Consider the following 18,609-nt stretch of genomic DNA (forward strand, 5'->3'; position numbering starts at 1 on the left):
TGTTAATGCGCCGTGTGCAGCGTCTGGAACAGGGTGACACTGTCACACATGCGCTTACAGCCCGGAAAGGGTGCGATGCAGAGGCGAGACGTTAACGCCTCGCGCGACAAATCCGCATACCCATTTCGGGGCGAGTTCCAGCACCTGACGAGCGGCTGACTCGGTGTCAAATTCGGCAAACACGCAAGCGCCAGTGCCAGTCAGGCGCGACGGCGCGTATTCTAGCAGCCAGGAAACAAGCTCATCAACCTCGCGAAAACGTTTTCTTACCACTGCCTCACAATCATTGTGAAAGGGTGTCGATAAAAGCGCCGCCAGCGAACGCACCGGCGTGTCGCGCGTCAGCTGCGGATCGTTAAACACCAGCGGCGTCGGCACGCTGACGCCGGGATGCGCCACCAGATACCATTTTTCTGCCGGATCGGCAGGCTGTAGCTGCTCGCCGACCCCCTGCGCAAAAGCGGCGAACCCTCTGACGAACACCGGCACGTCCGCGCCAAGCCTGATGCCCAGCTCCGCCAGCGTCTCGAGCGAGAAACCCGCGCCCCACAGATGATTGAGCGCCACCAGCACCGTGGCCGCGTCGGAAGAGCCGCCGCCCAGCCCGCCGCCCATCGGCAGCCTTTTTTCAATGGCGATCTGCGCGCCGGCGTCGGCGGGTAGCCGGCGCTGCGCCAGCGCGGCCTGGCGCAGCAGCAGCGCGGCGCGCACCATCAGGTTGTCGTCATGGGCGACCCCTTCGACCGGTGTAGTCAGGGTGACACGGCCGCTGCTGTCCGGCGTAATCTGCAGCTGGTCGCCGTAGTCGAGAAACTGAAACAGGGTTTGCAGATTATGGTAGCCGTCAGCGCGACGGCCGGTGATATAGAGAAACAGATTCAGCTTTGCCGGTGCGGGCCACGAGGTGATCATTGCAGCGTCCAGCTATCCATACGCAGCTTGATGCGCTGATCGCCTTCGCGCAGCTCAAGGTTCGCCGGCAGCGGCGGGGTGGTTTTGCTGTCGTAGTCCTGAATCGTCACCTGCCATGTCTGGCCGTTGCTGCGGTAGTTCAGGCTTTTCAGCTGATAGTTGCTGTTGAGCTGATAGTCGCTGGCGTCGCCAGGCAGGCCCATCATCCACTGGCGCAGGTTGGCGAGCGGGATATCCATGCCGGTCAGCTGGGCGATCATCTTCTCCGCGTCGTTGCTGACGTAGCGTTTGCCTTTATTGTCCACCAGCTGCACGGTCTGGCCCTGAGCGTCGAGCTGCAGTTCGGTGCTGCCCAGCGGGTTGGTCAGCAGCAGGCGATAGCGATCCGGCGCGGTCTGCTGCCAGTTAAAGCGCGCATAGACCTTCTGCTTGTCGGACAGGTAGGCGAAGGCGCCGCGTGTCTGGTAGTGCGTGACGTGCGCCACAGCCTGCTGGTGCTGCTGCCACTGCGGCGCGGTGGTGCTCGGACCCGGACCCTGAGGTTGTTTAACGGCACAGGCGGCTAACAGGACGCTTGCCAGCGGCAAAAGGCGCAACATCGTGCGGGGTGAAAAGGTCATCACGTGGTCATCTCCTCGGACACGTTTTTAATTCGTAACGGATAACGCTAGCGATCCGCTTATAAACCGTCAATGCTGATAACAGGAAAATTGCGCACGATCAGTTTAATCTTATTACAGTCATAGCCTTTGTATGGCTTTTCATGATCTGCCGCATCTTGTAGAATGCGCATCACAAAACCCTGACATTATTGGGACATCCCAACTTTTATCGCCATGACGCTGCTCGCTCTCGGAATCAACCATAAAACTGCACCTGTCGCCCTGCGTGAACGCGTTGCGTTCGGGCCGGACGTGCTGGAGCAGGCGCTCGACAGCCTGCTTTCCCAGCCGATGGTGCAGAGCGGCGTCGTTCTCTCTACCTGCAACCGCACTGAACTCTACCTTAGCGTAGAACAGCAGGCGGATCTGCAGGAGCGCCTGGTGCGCTGGCTGTGTGACTATCACCATCTTAATGAAGAGGACGTGCGTCAAAGTCTTTACTGGCATCAGGACAACGCGGCGGTGAGCCATCTGATGCGCGTGGCGAGCGGTCTCGACTCGCTGGTGCTGGGCGAACCGCAAATCCTCGGCCAGGTGAAAAAAGCCTTCGCCGACTCGCAGCGCGGCCATGCGCTGAGCAGCGAGCTGGAGCGTATGTTCCAGAAAACCTTCTCGGTCGCCAAACGGGTGCGCACTGAAACGGAAATCGGCGCCAGCGCGGTGTCGGTCGCCTTCGCCGCCTGCACCCTGGCGCGGCAGATCTTCGAATCGCTCTCTACCGTCAACGTGCTGCTGGTTGGCGCGGGCGAAACCATCGAGCTGGTGGCGCGCCACCTGCGCGAGCATAAAGTGCAGAAGCTGATTATCGCCAATCGCACGCGCGAGCGCGCCGAGCGGCTGGCGGAAGAGGTTGGCGCAGAGGTGATTGGCCTTGGCGACATCGACGCGCGCCTCGCCGACGCCGATATCGTGATCTCCTCCACCGCCAGCCCGCTGCCGATTATCGGCAAAGGGATGATGGAGCGTGCGCTGAAAGCGCGCCGCAACAAGCCGGTGCTGCTGGTGGATATCGCCGTGCCGCGCGACGTCGAGCCGGAAGTGGGCAAGCTGCCTAACGCCTATCTCTACAGCGTTGACGATCTGCAGGCGATCATCGAGCAGAACATGGCGCAGCGCAAAGCCGCCGCCGTGCAGGCGGAAAGCATCGTGGTGCAGGAGAGCGGCGAGTTTATGTCCTGGCTGCGCGCCCAGAGCGCGGTTGAGACCATCCGCGAATACCGCTCTCAGGCGGAAGGCGTGCGCGCCGATCTCGAATCACGCGCGCTGGCCGCGCTGCAGCAGGGCGCCGATCCGCAGAAAGTGCTGCAGGAGCTGGCGCACAAGCTGACCAACCGTTTAATTCACGCACCAACCAAATCTCTGCAGCAGGCCGCCCGAGACGGCGACACTGAACGCCTGCAATTGCTTCGCGACAGCCTCGGTCTCGAGTAGACTGCGGGGCTGTTGCCCTCTGTAACGAGAAATCCATCACCAATGAAAACCTCTATTGTTGCCAAACTGGAAGCGCTGCAGGAGCGCCACGAAGAAGTGGAAGCGATGCTGGGCGATGCCAGCGTGATCGCCGATCAGGACCGCTTCCGCGCGCTGTCACGCGAATATGCGCAGTTAACCGACGTGACCCAATGTTTCCGCGCGTGGCAGAGGACCCAGGACGATATCGATACCGCCCAGCTGATGCTGGAGGATGCGGAAATGCGCGATATGGCGCAGGAAGAGCTGCAGCAGGCGCGCGCCGAGAGCGAGCGGCTGGAGCAGCAGCTGCAGGTGCTGCTGCTGCCGAAAGATCCCGACGACGAACGCGCCTGCTTTGTTGAAGTGCGCGCCGGCACCGGCGGCGACGAGGCGGCGATCTTCGCCGGCGATCTGTTCCGCATGTACAGCCGCTACGCCGAGGCCCGCCGCTGGCGCGTGGAGATTGTCAGCGCCAACGAGGGCGAGCACGGCGGCTATAAAGAGGTGATCGCCCGCGTTACCGGCGAGGGCGCCTACGGCCGACTGAAGTTCGAGTCGGGCGGCCACCGCGTGCAGCGCGTGCCGGAAACCGAGTCCCAGGGACGCATCCATACCTCCGCCTGCACCGTGGCGGTGATGCCGGAGGTGCCGGAAGCGGAGCTGCCGGAGATCAACCCGTCCGACCTGAAAATCGACACCTTCCGCTCGTCCGGCGCGGGCGGTCAGCACGTTAACACCACCGACTCCGCTATCCGCATCACCCACCTGCCAACCGGCATCGTGGTGGAGTGCCAGGATGAGCGCTCGCAGCACAAAAACAAAGCCAAAGCGCTGGCGGTGCTGGGCGCGCGCATTCGCGCCGCAGAGATGGCGAAGCGCCACGAGGCGGAGGCGAGCACGCGCCGCAATCTGCTGGGCAGCGGCGACCGTTCCGACCGTATCCGCACCTACAACTTCCCGCAGGGCCGCGTCACCGACCACCGCATCAACCTCACCATTTACCGCCTGGACGAGACGATGGAAGGCAAGCTGGACAACCTGATTGAGCCGATCGTGCAGGAGTATCAGGCCGATCAGCTGGCCGCGCTGGCTGGTCAGGAGTAATGACCTTTCGTGACTGGCTGAAACAGGCTGTCGCCGCGCTACAGGGCGGAGAAAGCCCGAAGCGCGACGCGCAGATCCTGCTGGGGTTCGTCACCGGCAAATCGCGCAGCTGGCTGGTGGCGTTCGATGAAACCGCGCTGCTGCCCGAGCAGCTGACGCGCCTTGACGCGCTGCTGGCGCGCCGCGTGCGCGGCGAGCCGGTGGCGCATCTGATCGGCGAGCGCGAGTTCTGGTCGCTGCCGCTGCGCGTCTCCGACGCCACGCTAATCCCGCGTCCCGATACCGAAGTGCTGGTGGAGCAGGCGCTGGCGCGTCTGCCCGCCGCGCCGGCGCGCATTCTCGACCTCGGCACCGGCACCGGCGCCATTGCGCTGGCGCTGGCGAGCGAACGGCCCGACTGCGCGGTGCTGGGCGTGGATCGCATCGAGGCCGCGGTGGCGCTGGCGCAAAGCAACGCCGAACGGCTGGCGATCCCCAACGCCGCCTTTGCGCTCAGCCACTGGTTCGACGCGCTGCCCGCCGGGCGCTTTGACCTGATCGTCAGCAATCCTCCCTATATCGACGCAGCCGATGCGCATCTGTCGCGGGGCGACGTGCGCTTCGAGCCGCGCAGCGCGCTGGTGGCGGACGACGCGGGTCTGGCGGATCTGCGCCTGCTGGTAGCTCAGGCGCCGCAGTGGCTTGCGCCCGGCGGCTGGCTGCTGCTGGAGCATGGCTGGCAGCAGGACGCGGCCGTGCGCGCGCTAATGCAGCAGCACGATTTTCTTCAGGTCGCGACCGTGCAGGACTACGGCGGTAATCCGCGCGTCACGCTCGGTCAGATTTCATCTTAAAAAGGACGCACCATGGCCGCTTACTACCCGCTTATTAAACAACTGCATCTGCTGACGGTGTTTATCAGCATCGCGCTTTTTGTCCTGCGCTTTTACTGGCTGCGCAGCGGCTCGGCGCTGCTGCAGCGGCGCTGGGTGCGCATTACGCCGCACGTTAACGACACCTTTTTACTGCTTACCGGCGTGCTGCTGGTGGTAATTACGCACTTTTACCCGTTTTCACCGCAAGGAAGCTGGCTGACGGAGAAGCTTTTAGGCGTTATTATCTACATCGCCTTAGGTTCCGTGGCATTGAGTCGTCGCCCGCGCACCAGCCGCACGCGCTGGATCGCTTTCCTGGTCGCGCTGGTCGCGCTGGTGACAGTGATTAAGCTGGCGGTGACCAAAATGCCGTTATTGGGGATAGTATGACCTCCGCAGAACAATTAGATTTTAGCCAGACGCCGCTGTGTGAAGCGGTGATTGGCGCCACCCGCGCCATCCGCGCCGATTTCCCGGCGTCGTCCGTGCAGGAGCAGCTGGCGGCGCTGGTGGCGGAAGCCCGCCGCTACGTCAGCGGCGAGCAGGACGCCGATATGCAGCTGGAGAAGCTGCTGGAACTCTTTTATCGCCAGTGGGGCTTCGGCGGCGCCAGCGGCGTTTATAACCTTTCTGACGCGCTGTGGCTGGATAAAGTGCTGAAGTCGCGCCAGGGCACGGCGGTGTCGCTTGGGGTGATCCTGCTGCATATCGCACAGGCGCTCGACATCCCGCTGATGCCGGTGATTTTTCCCACCCAGCTGATTCTACGCGCCGACTGGATCGACGGCGATATGTGGCTGATCAATCCTTTCAACGGCGAGACGCTGGACACCCACACGCTGGAAGTGTGGCTGAAAGGCAATATCAGCCCGACGGCGAAGCTCTATGACGACGATCTGGAAGAGGCGAAGACCATCAGCGTGATGCGCAAGATGCTCGACACCATGAAGGCGGCGCTGATGGAGGAGAAGCAGATGGAGCTGGCGCTCGGCGTGAGCCAGGTGCTGCTGCAGATCGATCCTGACGACCCGTATGAGATCCGCGATCGCGGGTTGATCTACGCGCAGCTGGAGTGCGAGCATATCGCGTTGAACGATTTAACCTACTTCGTTGAGCAGTGTCCTGAGGATCCGGTCAGCGAGATGATCAAAGTGCAAATTCACGCAATTGAACAGAAACAGGTGACGCTGCACTAAGCGCACCACACAGTTAAGGAAAGGGCATGACTCAGAAAGTCGTCACTATTGGTGATATCAAGGTCGCTAACGATCTGCCGTTTGTGCTGTTTGGCGGTATGAACGTGCTGGAATCGCGCGATCTCGCCATGCGTATTTGCGAACACTACGTCAAGGTGACCGATAAGCTCGGCATCCCGTACGTGTTCAAAGCCTCTTTTGATAAGGCGAACCGCTCTTCCATTAAATCTTATCGCGGTCCTGGCCTCGAAGAGGGCATGAAGATTTTTCAGGAGCTGAAGCAGGCGTTCGGCGTGAAGATCATCACCGACGTGCACGAGGCGGCGCAGGCGCAGCCGGTGGCCGACGTGGTGGATGTGATCCAGCTGCCGGCGTTCCTGGCGCGTCAGACTGACCTGGTAGAAGCGATGGCGAAGACCGGCGCGGTGATCAACGTGAAGAAGCCGCAGTTTGTCAGCCCCGGCCAGATGGGCAATATCGTGGATAAGTTCGCGGAAGGCGGCAACGATAAGGTGATCCTGTGCGATCGCGGCAGCAACTTCGGCTATGACAACCTGGTTGTCGATATGCTCGGCTTTAACGTGATGAAGAAGGTCACCAACAACAGCCCGGTGATTTTCGACGTGACCCACGCGCTGCAGACGCGCGACCCGTTCGGCGCTGCCTCTGGCGGCCGTCGCGCCCAGGTGGGCGAGCTGGCGCGCGCCGGGATGGCGGTCGGCATTGCCGGCCTGTTTATCGAAGCGCATCCGGACCCGGATCACGCGAAATGCGACGGCCCGTCCGCGCTGCCGCTGGACAAGCTGGAGCCGTTCCTCGCGCAAATGAAGGCGATTGACGATCTGGTGAAGAGCTTCCCGGAGCTGGATACCAGCAAGTAAGTCGCGCTTCGCGCTAAGAAATAAAACAGAGCGACCCTGGTCGTAATGCTTGTCAGTTCAGGTAAAGCCGCCGTTTTTTCAAAACGGCGGCTTTTTTTATGCGTGTGCCGGTGCGGGCCACCGCGCCTCCTCTGCTGCCGGGCCGTCCTCGCGCCGCTTCGCGGAGCCTTCGGCTGCAACGTCGTGCCGGACGGACCGTTCGGGTACGGCCATCCTGGCCTCCCCGAACAGCCTGTCGTATCCCTGCGACCGGCTCCTGGCACAACGTCTCCGCCTCAGCGCTGCGAATAGCCCTTTGCAGCAGAGGAGGCGCGGCGGCCTCAGACAGGGTGCCCTTTGCCGCAGTAAAAGCGCTGTGGTCTGCTCCGTCAGGCTCTTTCCGGCCGCGCGCACGGAAGCTGGCCAGCAGTCTGGTGCCGCTCCGGGGCGGCACCAGACTGCGTTATCACCTCATGTCTGGTCGCTCTTTTTTCGCCTGCCGTTTACAGCATGATAGTCATCAGATAGCCAGCAAAAATCGCCAGGTGCGCCGCGCCGTTCAGCACATTGGTGCGCCCGGTGGAAAACGAGATATGACACAGGATCAGCGCCGCCGACATCATTACCATCTGCGGCGGCTCCAGGCCAAACACCAGCTGCTGGCCGGTTAGAGTGGCGATAATGGTCACCGCCGGCACGGTCAGCGAGATGGTCGCCAGCACCGAGCCGAAAAACAGGTTCATGGCGCGCTGCACCTGATTCATCAGCACCGCCTTTAGCGCACCCAGGCCTTCCGGCGACAGGATCAGCAGCGCCACCAGGAAGCCGGTGAACTGCGCGGGCGCATTAAACTCCGACAGCAGATGCTCCAGCGTGTTGGCGTTCATCTTGGTAACGCTGATCACCGCGATCAGATGCACGATCAGCCAGACGGTGTGCCAGACGCTGCTGTGCGCCGACGGCTTGCCGTGATGCGGATCGCCGTCGTCGCTGTCATCCTCGTGCTCGTAAACAAACAGGCTCTGGTGCGTGCGGGTCTGGATCAGCAGGAAAACGCCATACATCGCCGCGGAAATGGCGGCAATCAGCAGCGCCTGGGTGGTGGTGAAGTTGCCGCCCGGCAGCGCGTTGGGGAACACCAGCACCAGGATCGCCAGCGGAAAGATGGCGATCAGATACTGCTTAACCCCGGCCAGATTCACATACTGGGTGGCGAACTTGCGCCCGCCCAGCAGCAGAGAGAAGCCTACCAGGCCGCCGGTGACGATCATGATAATAGAGTAGAGGGTGTCGCGCATCAGCGCGGGGGCCGCGTCGCCGGTCGCCATCAGCGCAGAGATCAAACTGACCTCCAGAATCACCACCGACAGGCTAAGGATCAGCGAGCCGTAGGGTTCGCCCAGACGATGCGCCAGCACGTCGGCATGACGCACCACGCTAAAGGCGCTGCTGAGGATCGCCACCAGCGCCAGCAGGTTGATGCCGATCACCAGCGGCAGGCTGGTCTCGCCGCCAAAGAAAAACAGCACGCCCAGCGCGGCGAGAGGCAGTATCAGCGAGAACTCTTTGTGACGGGTTTTTTCATGTGTGGTCATTCACCATCCTCTTGGGAAAAATATCGGCGAAACCCAAACGGGGCTTCACAAAAGAGTAGAACTTTTATTGCGTTAAAGAGTGTAACTTTTCGCCGCTGCCGGCGTGGAAAATTTACCGCTTTTTACTTTTAGCCCAAAAAAGTTCGACTATCTTGAAAAAGGCGATAAAGCGAAATTAAAGCCAGCTATTCAGCCTGTTAATTTTTACATTTATCTTTTTTTAACGTGGTCAGAAGCGATAAAAAAGGGTGGTTAAGATCATTTTTGGCGGCCTTTATCTCTGTTTTGTCTTCAGAGGCGAGGAAAAGGCAGGTGGAAATTCTGTCTCCTTGCGCCAGGCTTAAGCCAGGCCCACAATGGAGAAAATAGCATGCCCTATAAAAACCGCGACGCGCTGCCGGACAATGTGAAACATGTGCTGCCGCCGCACGCGCAGGATATCTACCAAAAGGCCTTTAACAGCGCCTGGGATCAGTACAAAGATAAAGATGAGCGCCGCGGCGACGAGTCGCAGGAAGAGGTGGCGCACAAGGTCGCCTGGGCGGCGGTGAAAAAAGAGTATGAAAAGGGTGACGACGACAAATGGCATCCTAAAAAATAACCCGCCGCAGAGGAGGCCAGCCAGCCTGGCCTTTTTCCTGGATTTTTTTAATTTCCCCTCCTGTCGCAGCCTTGAAAGCGCTGCGGAAAATGCATACTGTCAGTGAATGCTGCGGCTCAAGTATGGTGCTCGCAAGCCGATTCTATAAAGGAGCCCGTCGGACAGGACGTTAATGACGTCAGGAGGTCGCATTGTTAACCCGAGAATTTTTATTAAAAGCAGACTGCAAAACGTCATTCGGCGATATTGAGGAGTCCCTGCTCTGGAGCTGTGAGCAGCGCGCGGCGTCGCTGGCGGCGACGCTGGCCTGTCGTCCCGACCAGAGCCCGGTCTGGATTTTCGGCTATGGATCGCTGATGTGGAACCCCGTCTTCGAGGCGGACGAGGTCGCCTCCGGCACGCTGGAAGGGTGGCATCGCGCCTTCTGCCTGCGCCTGATCGCCGGACGCGGCACCTCATCCCATCCGGGCCGCATGCTGGCGCTAAAAGAGGGCGGCTCGACCAGCGGGCTGGCGTTTCGCCTGCCGGAGACGCGCCTGCATGAAGAGCTGGAGTTGCTGTGGAAGCGTGAGATGATCACCGGCTGCTATCTGCCCACCTGGTGCGCGCTAACGCTGGAGGATGGACGCAGCGTCACCGCGCTGGCCTTTATTATGGATCCGCGTCATCCGCTCTATGAGTCGGACTCTTGTCCTGAGGCGATCGCGCCCTTGATCGCGGCGGCCAGCGGCCCGCTGGGCAGCAACGCGCAGTATCTCTTTTCGCTGGAGCAGGAACTGGCGAAGCGCGGCATGGAAGAGGAAAACCTGAGTCGCCTGGCGCATCAGGTGCGCGCGCTGCAGGCGGGCGTGCGCTGCGCGCAGAGATAGCGGCTCGCGGCGTGTGGATGCACGCCGCGACAGCGCGCTAGTTGCCCGGATTCAGCAGCCAGGTGCCCGGCTTGTCAATCACCAGTGACTGCGCATGCATGCTGGTGCCCGAATGCACCTCGATACGATACTGGCCCGCCGCCAGGTTAAGCGCGGCAAACCCGTTGTTGCCGGTTTTCACCTCGACAGGCTGACCGTTCAGCACCACGTTGGCGCCGCGATCCAGCTTGAGGTAGACGGTTGCCAGCGCAGCCGGCGTGGTGACCGGCGGCGATGCGGCCGCCGTTGGGGGGGGCGCGGCGCTTTCGGACGCGTCGCTCTGTGGCGTCGCCGCGTGTCGGTTGGTCAGCCAGGTCACCGTCACCACGGCCAGCAGCGCCACCGCTGCCAGCGCCACCAGGCCCGGCGAGAGGCGACGCACGTTACGCGGCGTCACCGGCTCTACGCTGGCCGAGCCATGATTGACCGCCATCACCACCGGTGCGGGCGCGACGATCTCCTCTTCTTCCACCACGGGCGCGGGCGGCGGCTCAGGCGGCGCCTGCAGGCGAGTCACCACCGCTTCCACATCGCTTACCGGCAGGTCGATCAGCGCCGCAAAGGCGTCAATCGACTGCGGCCGATCGGCGGGTTTCATCGCCAGCGCACAGTCCACCGCGTGCAGCAGCGGCAGCGAATAGCCCGGCGGTTGACGCTCCACCAGCGGCTGATAGTTGTCCTCGATGCAGCGCACCACACTCACCGGCGGCGGGTTGCTGGTGATCAGGCTGTGCAGCACCGCGCCGAGCGCATAGATATCGGTCCAGGGACCCTGTTCGTTTTCACCCTCTTCGCTGTACTGCTCAATCGGCGCGAAGCCCGGCTTCAGCATAATCTCGGTTTCATCCGACAGGTTGCCGATCTCTTTGCGCGCCGAGCCAAAGTCCAGCAGCACCGGCAGCTGGTTTTCCTGAATCTGAATATTATCCAGCGAAATATCGCGATGCAGATAGCCCGCCTGATGAATGGTGTTGATGGCGCCAAACAGCGGCGGCAGCAGCCGACGGATCCAGGCTTCGTTCACCGATTCGGGGCTGGTCAGCTGCCACTCTTTCAGCGTCATGCCGCTGTAGTAGAGCGTGCCCATATAGGCGGTGCCGTTCTGTTCCCAGAAGCGCAGCACGTGCAGCAGGCCGGGATGGTTGAAACGCGCCAGCAGGCGCGCCTCCTGAATAAAGCTGGTCAGGCCGGCGGTAAACAGCCTTTGATAGCGTTCGCCGCGCAGCTCCAGCGACAGGTCTTCCGCACGCACCGCCAGCGACACCGGCATATACTCTTTGATAGCGATGGTGCGCTCGAGCTGATGATCCCAGGCGCGGTAAACGATGCCAAAGCCGCCGCCGCCAATTACTTCCTTGATTTCAAACTCGTTAAAACGGTATCCCGCCGGAAGGGCGTTAGGCACCGCTTTTTGATTATCATTTGCCGACATAGTGAACTCTCTGAACACCGCCTGGCGAGCAGGCTGCGCGGTAATTAATTGATGTTACGCCACGCACCTATCGCCGGGTCAACCAAATCGGCGTGCAGGGTGTCGATCAGTAACACATTCACTTTTTGCTGTGGCATAAACTGCGGCCCCCAAAGACCGCGCAACGTTTCCACCCGCGATTTCACGGCGTCAGGATCCTGCTGCGCCATATTCTTGTCCATTTTCACCAGCAGCGTGCCGTTAAAGCGCCAGACGTGGCTGGCGGGGTCGAAAGGCAGCACCAGCCAGCTATCCGCCGCATCGGCGCGCGTCACGATCATGCGCTCTTTATTCACGGCCACGATTTCCAGCGAGTTGCCGGCGATCGCCAGACTGGCGATCGGATAGCCCTGATAGAAGGTGACCGGCAGAGCGCCTGTTTTGCCCTTGTCCGCCACGGTGATCTCGCTTTTGCCCTCCAGCCAGCCGTCGTGCGGGCACTGACTTTTCGCGCCGTCGGGAATAAACAGCGACTGGCCGTCGGCGTCCCACGCCGTGCGGAAGCGGCAGCCGCCCGGCAGGTCGAAGTGCTGCAGCGGCGCGCTGTTCGCCGGGCGCGACAGATCGAGCGGCGCGGCGTTGGTCGCGCTGGCGCTGGCGGTGGCGTCGGCCATCACGATTGGCCGCCAGTTTTGCAGTTTGCTGGCGCTGCCGCTGGCCAGCACGCTGCCCTCTTTATTGGTCATCTGCCAGGGCAGCACGTCCAGCGTGCCGCACTGGTTGGCCAGCAGGGTGCCGACGCGCGGCAAAAAGGTGGTCAGCACGGCGGAATCGGTGCTTTTGCCGGAGACGATGCGCAGCGGCAGCGTCTCTTTACACCAGTCGTCGGGCGCTTTGCTTTTAACGTCGTCGATAAAAACTTCCAGCGCCAGGCTGGGCGAATAGACCACGCGATAATTTTCGGCCTGCGCGCTAAAGGCGATCAGCAACGTCGCAATGCCGGACAACCACAATTTCATAAGGATCCTTGGTATCAGTAGCGAGGCGGCAAAAAGCGCGCCGAATCCGCCGCGGAATAGAGCAGTGTGGCGTCCTGAGGTTCGCCGATCCAGACCGAGAGCGCGCTGAGATTATCTTTCTTCACGCTGCGGCTGACCGCTTTTTCCATCAGCGCCAGCCACTCTTCGCAGGCGTTGACCATACGCAGCGCCTGCTCCATCTCTTTCGTCGTCAGGTTAAGCCAGAACCCGTCGGTGCAGACCAGAAAGGCGTCGCCATCTTCCAGCGCCAGTTCGGCGGAGAAGGTCACCGGACGTGCCGGGTCCGCGCCGAGCGCATTATAGAGTAAATTACTGTTAATGCCGGTATTTTCATAGCCCGCATCTTTTAACTGCTGCGCCAGGCTGTGATCGCGCGTGACGTCGAACAGGGTGCCGTGGCGAAAATGGTAAACCCGGCTGTCGCCGGCGTGCGCCCACCAGGCGCGCTGCTGCTGGCGATCGATAAACAGCGCGGCCAGCGTGGTGCTCATGCGCGACGCGTGCGCGTTGCGCGCCTGCTCTTCGCGCAGCGCCTCGCGGCAGCGCTCAATCGCCGCGTGGGTGTTCTCCGGCGTCAGGCGGGGCTGCTCGTGCAGTTCGGCCAGCAGGGTGTCGCGCACCAGCTGCGCGGCGCGATCGCCGCCGGGCAGGCCCGCCACGCCGTCGCACACCACAAAACAGGCTTTATCCTCGTTGATCTCCGCGCCGGTGCGGTCCTGGTTCTCATCGCGCAGTCCCTGCTGGCAGCGACTGGCAAATACAATCTTCATGCTTCATCCGTCCGGGTCTGCGAATCTTTATACTGGTTAACCTCCACGTCGTAGGCGTGCAGGAAGGCTTCGCCGAACAGGGTGTGGAAATCGTCTTCAATTTCGCCGGCGGTGCGCTGATAGTTACGCATAAAGTAGTCCCAGAGCGCGGCTTTTCGCGCCGTCGAAAAGGGGAGTTTCGGCAGCACGCCTTCGCTGCGCGCCTGCTCTTCCAGACGCTGCGGATTAAACGACTGCAGCATGGCGGCAATAATGGCGCGGATGCCGGCGATCATGCCGAGCTGGTGCGCCTGTAAATCGACTAACGCGTCGCGCACCGCCTGTTCCGGCGGCATAAAGCCTGGCATCTGGCTCTGGTACATCTGCATCAGCACGGTTTTGCCGGAGGGCAGGATTTTAAACGGGTTGTTCGCCTCGTTGAGGATCATCGTCATATCCGCTTTCACGCCGCGCTTGAGGATCTGACGCGACGACAGCAGCGCCACCGTGCCCTGGGAAAAGAGGCTCAGCATCCGGCCGGTAACGCGCATCTGCTCTTCATCGACCGGGGTCGCATGGCCGTTATTCAGACCCATGCCCTCCAGCAGCGCGGCAATCAGCTTCTCCTGATCCGGCAGCGCGGCCTCCGTCAGGCGGCGCGACTCGCTTTGCTGCGGATCGATAGCCAGCCGCGCGTCGCTGTGGCGCGCCGCCGTCGGCATGGCCGCGGCAACGTTCTCCGCCGGCTCCACCGCGAACAGGCCGAGCGGATCCGCTTCCTGCTGCGTCTCGTCGACGAACAGCGCCAGCGGATCGTCTTTGGCCGCCGCGGCGCGCGCAGGATCCTGCACCGCCAGCTGATAGTCGCCGATTTGCAGCGCGTCGCCGTGGCGCAGCTGCACCTGCGCGCCCCGACCCAGCGCGACGCCGTTGTGCACCACCGAGGTCACGCTGCCCTGGTTGGTCAGGCGGCAGTCGCCGTCGGCGGAAAGGTGCACCAGCGCCTGCAGACGCGAAATGGCGCGCGATTCATCCGGCAATACCAGATCGTTATCCTGGCTACGGCCGATGGTGCCGCCGGGCGGCTGAAACGCCACGGTGGCTACCGGAACATCCGTATTGCACTGCACAATGGTAAATTGCATGGGTCATCCCGTGTCTGATGGGCAAACGCAACGCCGCTATTCGAACATTGGCGGATAGAGGCCGTTACGTCCCGGCTGAGTGCCTGCCGCCGGGTTAAAAAGTAATGAAAACAGTTGCGCCGTCAGGTTGCCGCTGTGCTTATGGGTCGCATGGGCGAAGCCGTCGCAGCGGTTGGTCCACCAGTAGCTGATGTGCTGCTGGGGATCGAAACGGTCCGCTACCTCACGCCAGCTCAGGGTGCAGGGCAGATCGCCGAAGCCGATCACCTCCATAATGTCGGAGCGCTGATTCTCCGGCACCATCAGCGGCGGCAGCGCCTGGATCTGCTGCTCCAGCTGCGCGGCGCTGCTCTGCACCTGCACCGCCTGGTAGAGCGCGGCGCCTAAATCCTGAAACCAGTCGCCGGAGATCGCCAGCTGCGCCGGATGCCACTGGCTGAGCGGGAAGGTGCGCAGCGCCAGCAGCGGCCAGGCGCGGCCGACGCGATCGCACGAGGGCATCAGACAGCCCATCTGCACCTGCTGCACGCCCGGCGTAACCGGCAACACAAAATTCCACACCGGCGCCTGCAGAAACCAGCTGGTCGCCGCCTGTTCCTGACTGTGCCAGTGCATCAGACCTTGCTGAAACCAGTGGGTCCAGGGCGCGATATGTTTTTCGCTCAACCGGTGGCGTAAAAAATCGCCGGTTGAGGGCAGCTTCCCGTACCAGCCGGGCGCGACGATCGCAGCCATACTCACCTCATCATTACTCGGTATGCGCGGTCAATCGCTGCGCGTCGACCGCGGGCGTCACGGCCAGCGCGCTGCCTTCACGGCCCGCATTTTTCAGATTTTCCGCAAGCTTGCGCATCATCAGCGCATTGTCGCGCGCATAGGGCGAAGACTGAATCTGCTGATCCAGCAGCTGGCTGAGATGCCAGTCGAGCTGTTGCAGATCGCGCGCGCTGACGTTTTCCGGCAGCGAGCGCTGTAAATTTTGCATCAGCCAGGCGCGGAGAAATTCGCCGTCGTAGTTGCGCGGCTGATAGAGCATCTGATAGGCGCGCAGCGCGTTGCGGCTGTAGTCGTTATCGTCGCCCTTGTCGTCACGCAGCAGGTTGGTGATCTGCTGCGCAACGCGCGGTAATAGCAAAGACTTTAGCGCATTTTGATAAAGCGCCCAGGCGGCATCGCTGACCTGGGTGCCGCGATAAAGGCCGGCGCGCATGGTAACTGGCGGATTATCCAGCGAAAAATGGTCAGAGAGCGGCAGCTTCACCAGATTATTCAAAAAGGGAAGCAGGTCAAAAATATTGTCAGCGGGCTGATGGATCACCTGCTGGCTCTGCCGGACGATGGCCGGCACGCGATCGGCCACCTGATGCAGGTAGCGCTGATTCTGGAAAAAACTCAGCAGCCAGAGTCCCGAGGCGATCGCCAGCCCGCCCGCCAGCACGCCGTAGCCGATCCAGTGAAACAGCTGGTTGCGGTACTCCCAGTGGCGGTTGCTGCCCGCCAGGCCGCTTTCGCGGAACACCAGGTCGCTGAGCAGGTCGCGAATAAAGAAGCTCTGGCCTTTGTTGCCCGGAATCGGGCTGTTGCGGTTAACGCTGTCCCAGGCGGCGATGGTCTGGCCGCCGGCGTGCGGCAGCTGCAGCTTGCGGCTCAGCTCACCCATGATGCGGTCGAAGGGCAGACCCTCCTGGGTGCCGCTGGTAAAGAAGAGGCCGCGCGCGCTCCAGGCGACCGGCTCCTGCTGGGCGGAGAACACCACGTCGAGATACTCATTCAGCAGCGGCCGCAGCGAGGCGAACTCCTGCGGAAACAGGAAGCAGTCGGCGCGCTGGTTAAGATCGCGCTCCTGCGCCATTTTGTGGCTGAGCTGCTGCTGCAGCTGCTGCTCGAGACGGTGAAACTGCTGGTTAAAGCTGCGATGCCACTCATCTTTATGCGGCTTGCCCGGCTCCCAGGGAAAGGTAAAGCCCCAGATGGCGTCGCGCTGACGCTTCTCCAGCGCGCCGAAATAACCCATAAACCCTTTCAGCAGATCGGTCTTGGTCACCATCACATAGACCGGAAAGTGAATGCCGGTCTGCTGGTGTAGTTCGCTCAGGCGGTTGCGCATGGCGCTCGCCTGTGCGAAGCGCGTCTCGGCGGATTCGCTCAGCAGGTCGGCCACGCTAAGGGTCATAATCACACCGTTGATCGGCTGGCGCGTGCGGTAGCGCTTCAGCAAATTAATAAAGCTGTGCCACTCGCCGGCGTCGCGCGCGCGCTGGCTCTCCTGCAGGGTGTAGCGCCCGGCGGTGTCGATCAGCACCGCCTGGTCGGTGAACCACCAGTCGCAGTGGCGCGTGCCGCCGACGCCGCGAATGGCGGTTTTGCCGACGCTGTCGGTCAGCGGAAAATCGAGCCCGGCGTTGAGCAGCGCGGTGGTCTTGCCCGCGCCGGGCGCGCCGATCACCAGATACCACGGCAGCTGATAGAGATAATTGGCGTGAAAGCGCGCCAGCCAGCCGCCGCTTTTGCGGCTGAACGGCAGACGCTTCAGCTGCATCACCGCTTCGCTGAAGCGCTGGGTCAGCAGCTCTTCGGTCGCCTGACGGTCGGAAAGCTCCTCCGCGCCGGCCTGCTGCAGATTATTCAGCAGCTTGCTGTTGAACCAGGCGCGGTAGAGCGACGGAATAAACTGAAACAGGATCCAGATAAAAAACAGCAGGCCGACCGCCAGCTGGCGCGGCAGCGCCGGCTCCAGCGGGCGGGTTTCCCCCCAGCTCCAGAACGGGCCGAGGATCCAGACCAGGCAGCTCAACGCCGTGACGCCGATAAAGCTCCACAGCAGGCGGTGAGTTAAAACAGAGCGTAAGGACGCGCGCATTACTGGGCTCCCTGATGATTACTGAGCGTTTCCGGCGCGGCGAACAGCGTGATCTCGACGCGACGGTTGCGCGTCCGGTTTTCGTTGCTGTCGTTGGGCAGCAGCGGATCGCTGTCGCCGCGCCCTTCAGAGCGGATGGCGTGGCCATCGGCGAGCTGGGTTTGCAACAGCTGCGTGACCGCGCGGGCGCGGGCGAAAGAGAATTCATAACTGGAGGCGAAGCGGCTGTTGTCGACCGGTCGGTTGTCGGTAAACACCGACACCAGCACCGTGCCCTTAACGTTCTTCATCGCCGTGGCGACGCGCGCCAGCAGCGCGCGGCCCACCGGGTTAATGGCGGTGCCTTGTTCGGCGAACAGCTTGTCGGCAGGAATAATCACCTTGCTGCCGAAGGCGCCGTCGCTGACTTCGAGCTGACCGGCGGCAATCACGTCGTTCAGACGCTGGCGCAGATCGAGCAGCGCCTGCGGCGACGAGGGGCGACGACCGACGGTAATCTGCGGCAGCGGCGTCTGATAGATGGCGCGCAGCAGCGGCTCGGCGTCGTTGCCCAGCCGCCAGTTCAGGGCGCTGTAGAGCAGGCAGGCGATCAGCGCGGCGACGGTGGCGCAGGCCCAGAGCGGGATCATCGGGCGGGAGAGGGTGCTGACCAGCGGATGCACCTCCACCAGCGGCGCGACGCGCGCGCTTTCCGGCTGACGCTGCTCGTCAATCAGCTTCGCCAGGCGCTTGCGAATGGCGTCGCACTGCGTCCGTCCGCTGTCGCTGCCGCGATAGCGGCCTTCGTAGCCGAGCAGCAAGCAGTAGTGCACCACCTCCAGCAGCCAGAGGTGCTGCGCCGGGCTTTGCGAAATGCGCGACAGCAGCTGAAAAAACTTCTCGCCGCCCCAGCTTTCGTTGTGGAAGGTGACCAGCATGCCGTTGCCCGACCAGACGCCGCGCGTGCCCCAGGGCGTCTGCGCGGCAGCTTCGTCCAGCGCGCTACACAGGCAGTAGCGCGCGCCGATGATCATCTCGAACGGCAGTCCGGCCTGCTTACAGCGCTGCTCGAACTGGCGGATTTCATCAATCAGCGACTGACGCAGGCCAGCGGGATCGTCATGCGTGACCGCCTGACGAAGCTGCACCACGGCGTTCAGCAGCGGCGCCGCAGCCTGCAAAAGAAGGTTATCGTTGCCGGAGGCGTTAGCCTCTGCGGCCTGCGATTCTTGTGTCATTAACAGGGGTTCTTCCAGACAGGCGCATATCCCTGAGGGGCGA

At 62.1% G+C, this 18,609-nt stretch carries 18 protein-coding genes; 8 read left to right on the forward strand and 10 right to left on the reverse strand.

Going from position 1 to position 18,609, the window contains the following annotated elements; all coding sequences use genetic code 11:
• Window positions 1-54 precede the first annotated feature (54 nt).
• Window positions 55-912 carry a 4-(cytidine 5'-diphospho)-2-C-methyl-D-erythritol kinase gene (gene ispE, locus B2J69_RS05565; protein WP_081137191.1) on the reverse strand — a complete coding sequence of 286 codons (858 nt, stop codon included), beginning with the start codon at window positions 910-912 and terminating at the stop codon, window positions 55-57.
• Window positions 909-1,532, reverse strand: coding sequence for a lipoprotein insertase outer membrane protein LolB (lolB, locus tag B2J69_RS05570; RefSeq protein ID WP_081137192.1), 624 nt, complete (start codon window positions 1,530-1,532; stop codon window positions 909-911). The genes ispE and lolB overlap by 4 nt, the downstream gene beginning before the upstream one ends.
• Before the next feature lie 216 nt (window positions 1,533-1,748).
• On the opposite strand from lolB, the gene hemA reads away from it, so the two are divergent.
• The 6 genes from hemA to kdsA are packed head-to-tail and all read left to right on the forward strand — an operon-like array spanning window position 1,749 to window position 7,061.
• On the forward strand, window positions 1,749-3,005 hold the full coding sequence (gene hemA, locus B2J69_RS05575) for a glutamyl-tRNA reductase (RefSeq protein ID WP_081137193.1): 1,257 nt from the start codon (window positions 1,749-1,751) through the stop codon (window positions 3,003-3,005).
• Between the two features lie 42 nt (window positions 3,006-3,047).
• Window positions 3,048-4,130, forward strand: coding sequence for a peptide chain release factor 1 (gene prfA / locus B2J69_RS05580; RefSeq protein ID WP_081137194.1), 1,083 nt, complete (start codon window positions 3,048-3,050; stop codon window positions 4,128-4,130).
• Complete coding sequence (gene prmC, locus B2J69_RS05585) at window positions 4,130-4,963, forward strand: peptide chain release factor N(5)-glutamine methyltransferase (RefSeq protein WP_081137195.1); 834 nt, start codon at window positions 4,130-4,132, stop codon at window positions 4,961-4,963. The genes prfA and prmC overlap by 1 nt, the downstream gene beginning before the upstream one ends.
• Window positions 4,964-4,975: 12 nt before the next feature.
• Window positions 4,976-5,374: a SirB2 family protein gene (locus tag B2J69_RS05590; protein ID WP_081137197.1), complete on the forward strand. Its 399-nt coding sequence runs from the start codon at window positions 4,976-4,978 to the stop codon at window positions 5,372-5,374.
• On the forward strand, window positions 5,371-6,180 hold the full coding sequence (gene sirB1 / locus B2J69_RS05595) for an invasion regulator SirB1 (RefSeq protein ID WP_081137199.1): 810 nt from the start codon (window positions 5,371-5,373) through the stop codon (window positions 6,178-6,180). The genes B2J69_RS05590 and sirB1 overlap by 4 nt, the downstream gene beginning before the upstream one ends.
• A 26-nt stretch (window positions 6,181-6,206) precedes the next feature.
• Window positions 6,207-7,061 carry a 3-deoxy-8-phosphooctulonate synthase gene (kdsA, locus tag B2J69_RS05600; RefSeq protein ID WP_081137201.1) on the forward strand — a complete coding sequence of 285 codons (855 nt, stop codon included), beginning with the start codon at window positions 6,207-6,209 and terminating at the stop codon, window positions 7,059-7,061.
• A gap of 482 nt (window positions 7,062-7,543) precedes the next feature.
• On the opposite strand, the gene chaA is transcribed toward kdsA, so the two are convergent.
• Window positions 7,544-8,635, reverse strand: a complete 1,092-nt coding sequence (chaA, locus tag B2J69_RS05605) for a sodium-potassium/proton antiporter ChaA (protein WP_081137203.1) — start codon at window positions 8,633-8,635, stop codon at window positions 7,544-7,546.
• Window positions 8,636-9,005: 370 nt separating this feature from the next.
• Here chaA and chaB point away from each other — a divergent pair, with 370 nt between their 5' ends.
• On the forward strand, window positions 9,006-9,236 hold the full coding sequence (gene chaB, locus B2J69_RS05610) for a putative cation transport regulator ChaB (protein WP_081137205.1): 231 nt from the start codon (window positions 9,006-9,008) through the stop codon (window positions 9,234-9,236).
• A gap of 191 nt (window positions 9,237-9,427) precedes the next feature.
• Window positions 9,428-10,105 (forward strand): gamma-glutamylcyclotransferase, encoded by a 678-nt coding sequence (locus tag B2J69_RS05615; RefSeq protein WP_081137207.1) that lies wholly within the window; start codon window positions 9,428-9,430, stop codon window positions 10,103-10,105.
• Between the two features lie 37 nt (window positions 10,106-10,142).
• On the opposite strand, the gene B2J69_RS05620 is transcribed toward B2J69_RS05615, so the two are convergent.
• From B2J69_RS05620 to icmH, 7 genes are read right to left on the reverse strand one after another with little or no spacing between them, the layout of a single operon-like run.
• Window positions 10,143-11,576 carry a serine/threonine protein kinase gene (locus tag B2J69_RS05620; RefSeq protein WP_081137209.1) on the reverse strand — a complete coding sequence of 478 codons (1,434 nt, stop codon included), beginning with the start codon at window positions 11,574-11,576 and terminating at the stop codon, window positions 10,143-10,145.
• Window positions 11,577-11,620: 44 nt separating this feature from the next.
• On the reverse strand, window positions 11,621-12,574 hold the full coding sequence (locus tag B2J69_RS05625) for a hypothetical protein (RefSeq protein WP_081137211.1): 954 nt from the start codon (window positions 12,572-12,574) through the stop codon (window positions 11,621-11,623).
• Window positions 12,575-12,588: 14 nt separating this feature from the next.
• On the reverse strand, window positions 12,589-13,365 hold the full coding sequence (locus B2J69_RS05630; protein WP_081137213.1) for a PP2C family protein-serine/threonine phosphatase: 777 nt from the start codon (window positions 13,363-13,365) through the stop codon (window positions 12,589-12,591).
• On the reverse strand, window positions 13,362-14,489 hold the full coding sequence (tagH, locus tag B2J69_RS05635; protein WP_081137215.1) for a type VI secretion system-associated FHA domain protein TagH: 1,128 nt from the start codon (window positions 14,487-14,489) through the stop codon (window positions 13,362-13,364). Before tagH ends, B2J69_RS05630 begins: the two co-directional genes overlap by 4 nt.
• A gap of 36 nt (window positions 14,490-14,525) precedes the next feature.
• Window positions 14,526-15,224, reverse strand: coding sequence for a type VI secretion system-associated protein TagF (gene tagF / locus B2J69_RS05640; RefSeq protein WP_081137217.1), 699 nt, complete (start codon window positions 15,222-15,224; stop codon window positions 14,526-14,528).
• Window positions 15,225-15,237: 13 nt separating this feature from the next.
• Window positions 15,238-17,349: a type VI secretion system membrane subunit TssM gene (gene tssM / locus B2J69_RS05645; RefSeq protein ID WP_081137219.1), complete on the reverse strand. Its 2,112-nt coding sequence runs from the start codon at window positions 17,347-17,349 to the stop codon at window positions 15,238-15,240.
• The gene (gene icmH, locus B2J69_RS05650; protein WP_269087936.1) at window positions 17,349-18,572 is read right to left on the reverse strand and encodes a type IVB secretion system protein IcmH/DotU; all 1,224 of its coding nucleotides are present in this window, start codon (window positions 18,570-18,572) and stop codon (window positions 17,349-17,351) included. The genes tssM and icmH overlap by 1 nt, the downstream gene beginning before the upstream one ends.
• Window positions 18,573-18,609 lie beyond the last annotated feature (37 nt).

The sequence above is a fragment of the Pantoea latae genome, assembly GCF_002077695.1.
Lineage (GTDB): Bacteria > Pseudomonadota > Gammaproteobacteria > Enterobacterales > Enterobacteriaceae > Pantoea > Pantoea latae.

Bases quoted from the DNA above. Each gene is read 5' to 3' on its own strand.
- ispE (WP_081137191.1), bottom strand. From the start codon at position 912: ATGATCACCTCGTGGCCCGCACCGGCAAAGCTGAATCTGTTTCTCTAT.
- lolB (WP_081137192.1), bottom strand. From the start codon at position 1,532: ATGACCTTTTCACCCCGCACGATGTTGCGCCTTTTGCCGCTGGCAAGC.
- hemA (WP_081137193.1), top strand. From the start codon at position 1,749: ATGACGCTGCTCGCTCTCGGAATCAACCATAAAACTGCACCTGTCGCC.
- prfA (WP_081137194.1), top strand. From the start codon at position 3,048: ATGAAAACCTCTATTGTTGCCAAACTGGAAGCGCTGCAGGAGCGCCAC.
- prmC (WP_081137195.1), top strand. From the start codon at position 4,130: ATGACCTTTCGTGACTGGCTGAAACAGGCTGTCGCCGCGCTACAGGGC.
- B2J69_RS05590 (WP_081137197.1), top strand. From the start codon at position 4,976: ATGGCCGCTTACTACCCGCTTATTAAACAACTGCATCTGCTGACGGTG.
- sirB1 (WP_081137199.1), top strand. From the start codon at position 5,371: ATGACCTCCGCAGAACAATTAGATTTTAGCCAGACGCCGCTGTGTGAA.
- kdsA (WP_081137201.1), top strand. From the start codon at position 6,207: ATGACTCAGAAAGTCGTCACTATTGGTGATATCAAGGTCGCTAACGAT.
- chaA (WP_081137203.1), bottom strand. From the start codon at position 8,635: ATGACCACACATGAAAAAACCCGTCACAAAGAGTTCTCGCTGATACTG.
- chaB (WP_081137205.1), top strand. From the start codon at position 9,006: ATGCCCTATAAAAACCGCGACGCGCTGCCGGACAATGTGAAACATGTG.
- B2J69_RS05620 (WP_081137209.1), bottom strand. From the start codon at position 11,576: ATGTCGGCAAATGATAATCAAAAAGCGGTGCCTAACGCCCTTCCGGCG.
- B2J69_RS05625 (WP_081137211.1), bottom strand. From the start codon at position 12,574: ATGAAATTGTGGTTGTCCGGCATTGCGACGTTGCTGATCGCCTTTAGC.
- B2J69_RS05630 (WP_081137213.1), bottom strand. From the start codon at position 13,365: ATGAAGATTGTATTTGCCAGTCGCTGCCAGCAGGGACTGCGCGATGAG.
- tagH (WP_081137215.1), bottom strand. From the start codon at position 14,489: ATGCAATTTACCATTGTGCAGTGCAATACGGATGTTCCGGTAGCCACC.
- tagF (WP_081137217.1), bottom strand. From the start codon at position 15,224: ATGGCTGCGATCGTCGCGCCCGGCTGGTACGGGAAGCTGCCCTCAACC.
- tssM (WP_081137219.1), bottom strand. From the start codon at position 17,349: ATGCGCGCGTCCTTACGCTCTGTTTTAACTCACCGCCTGCTGTGGAGC.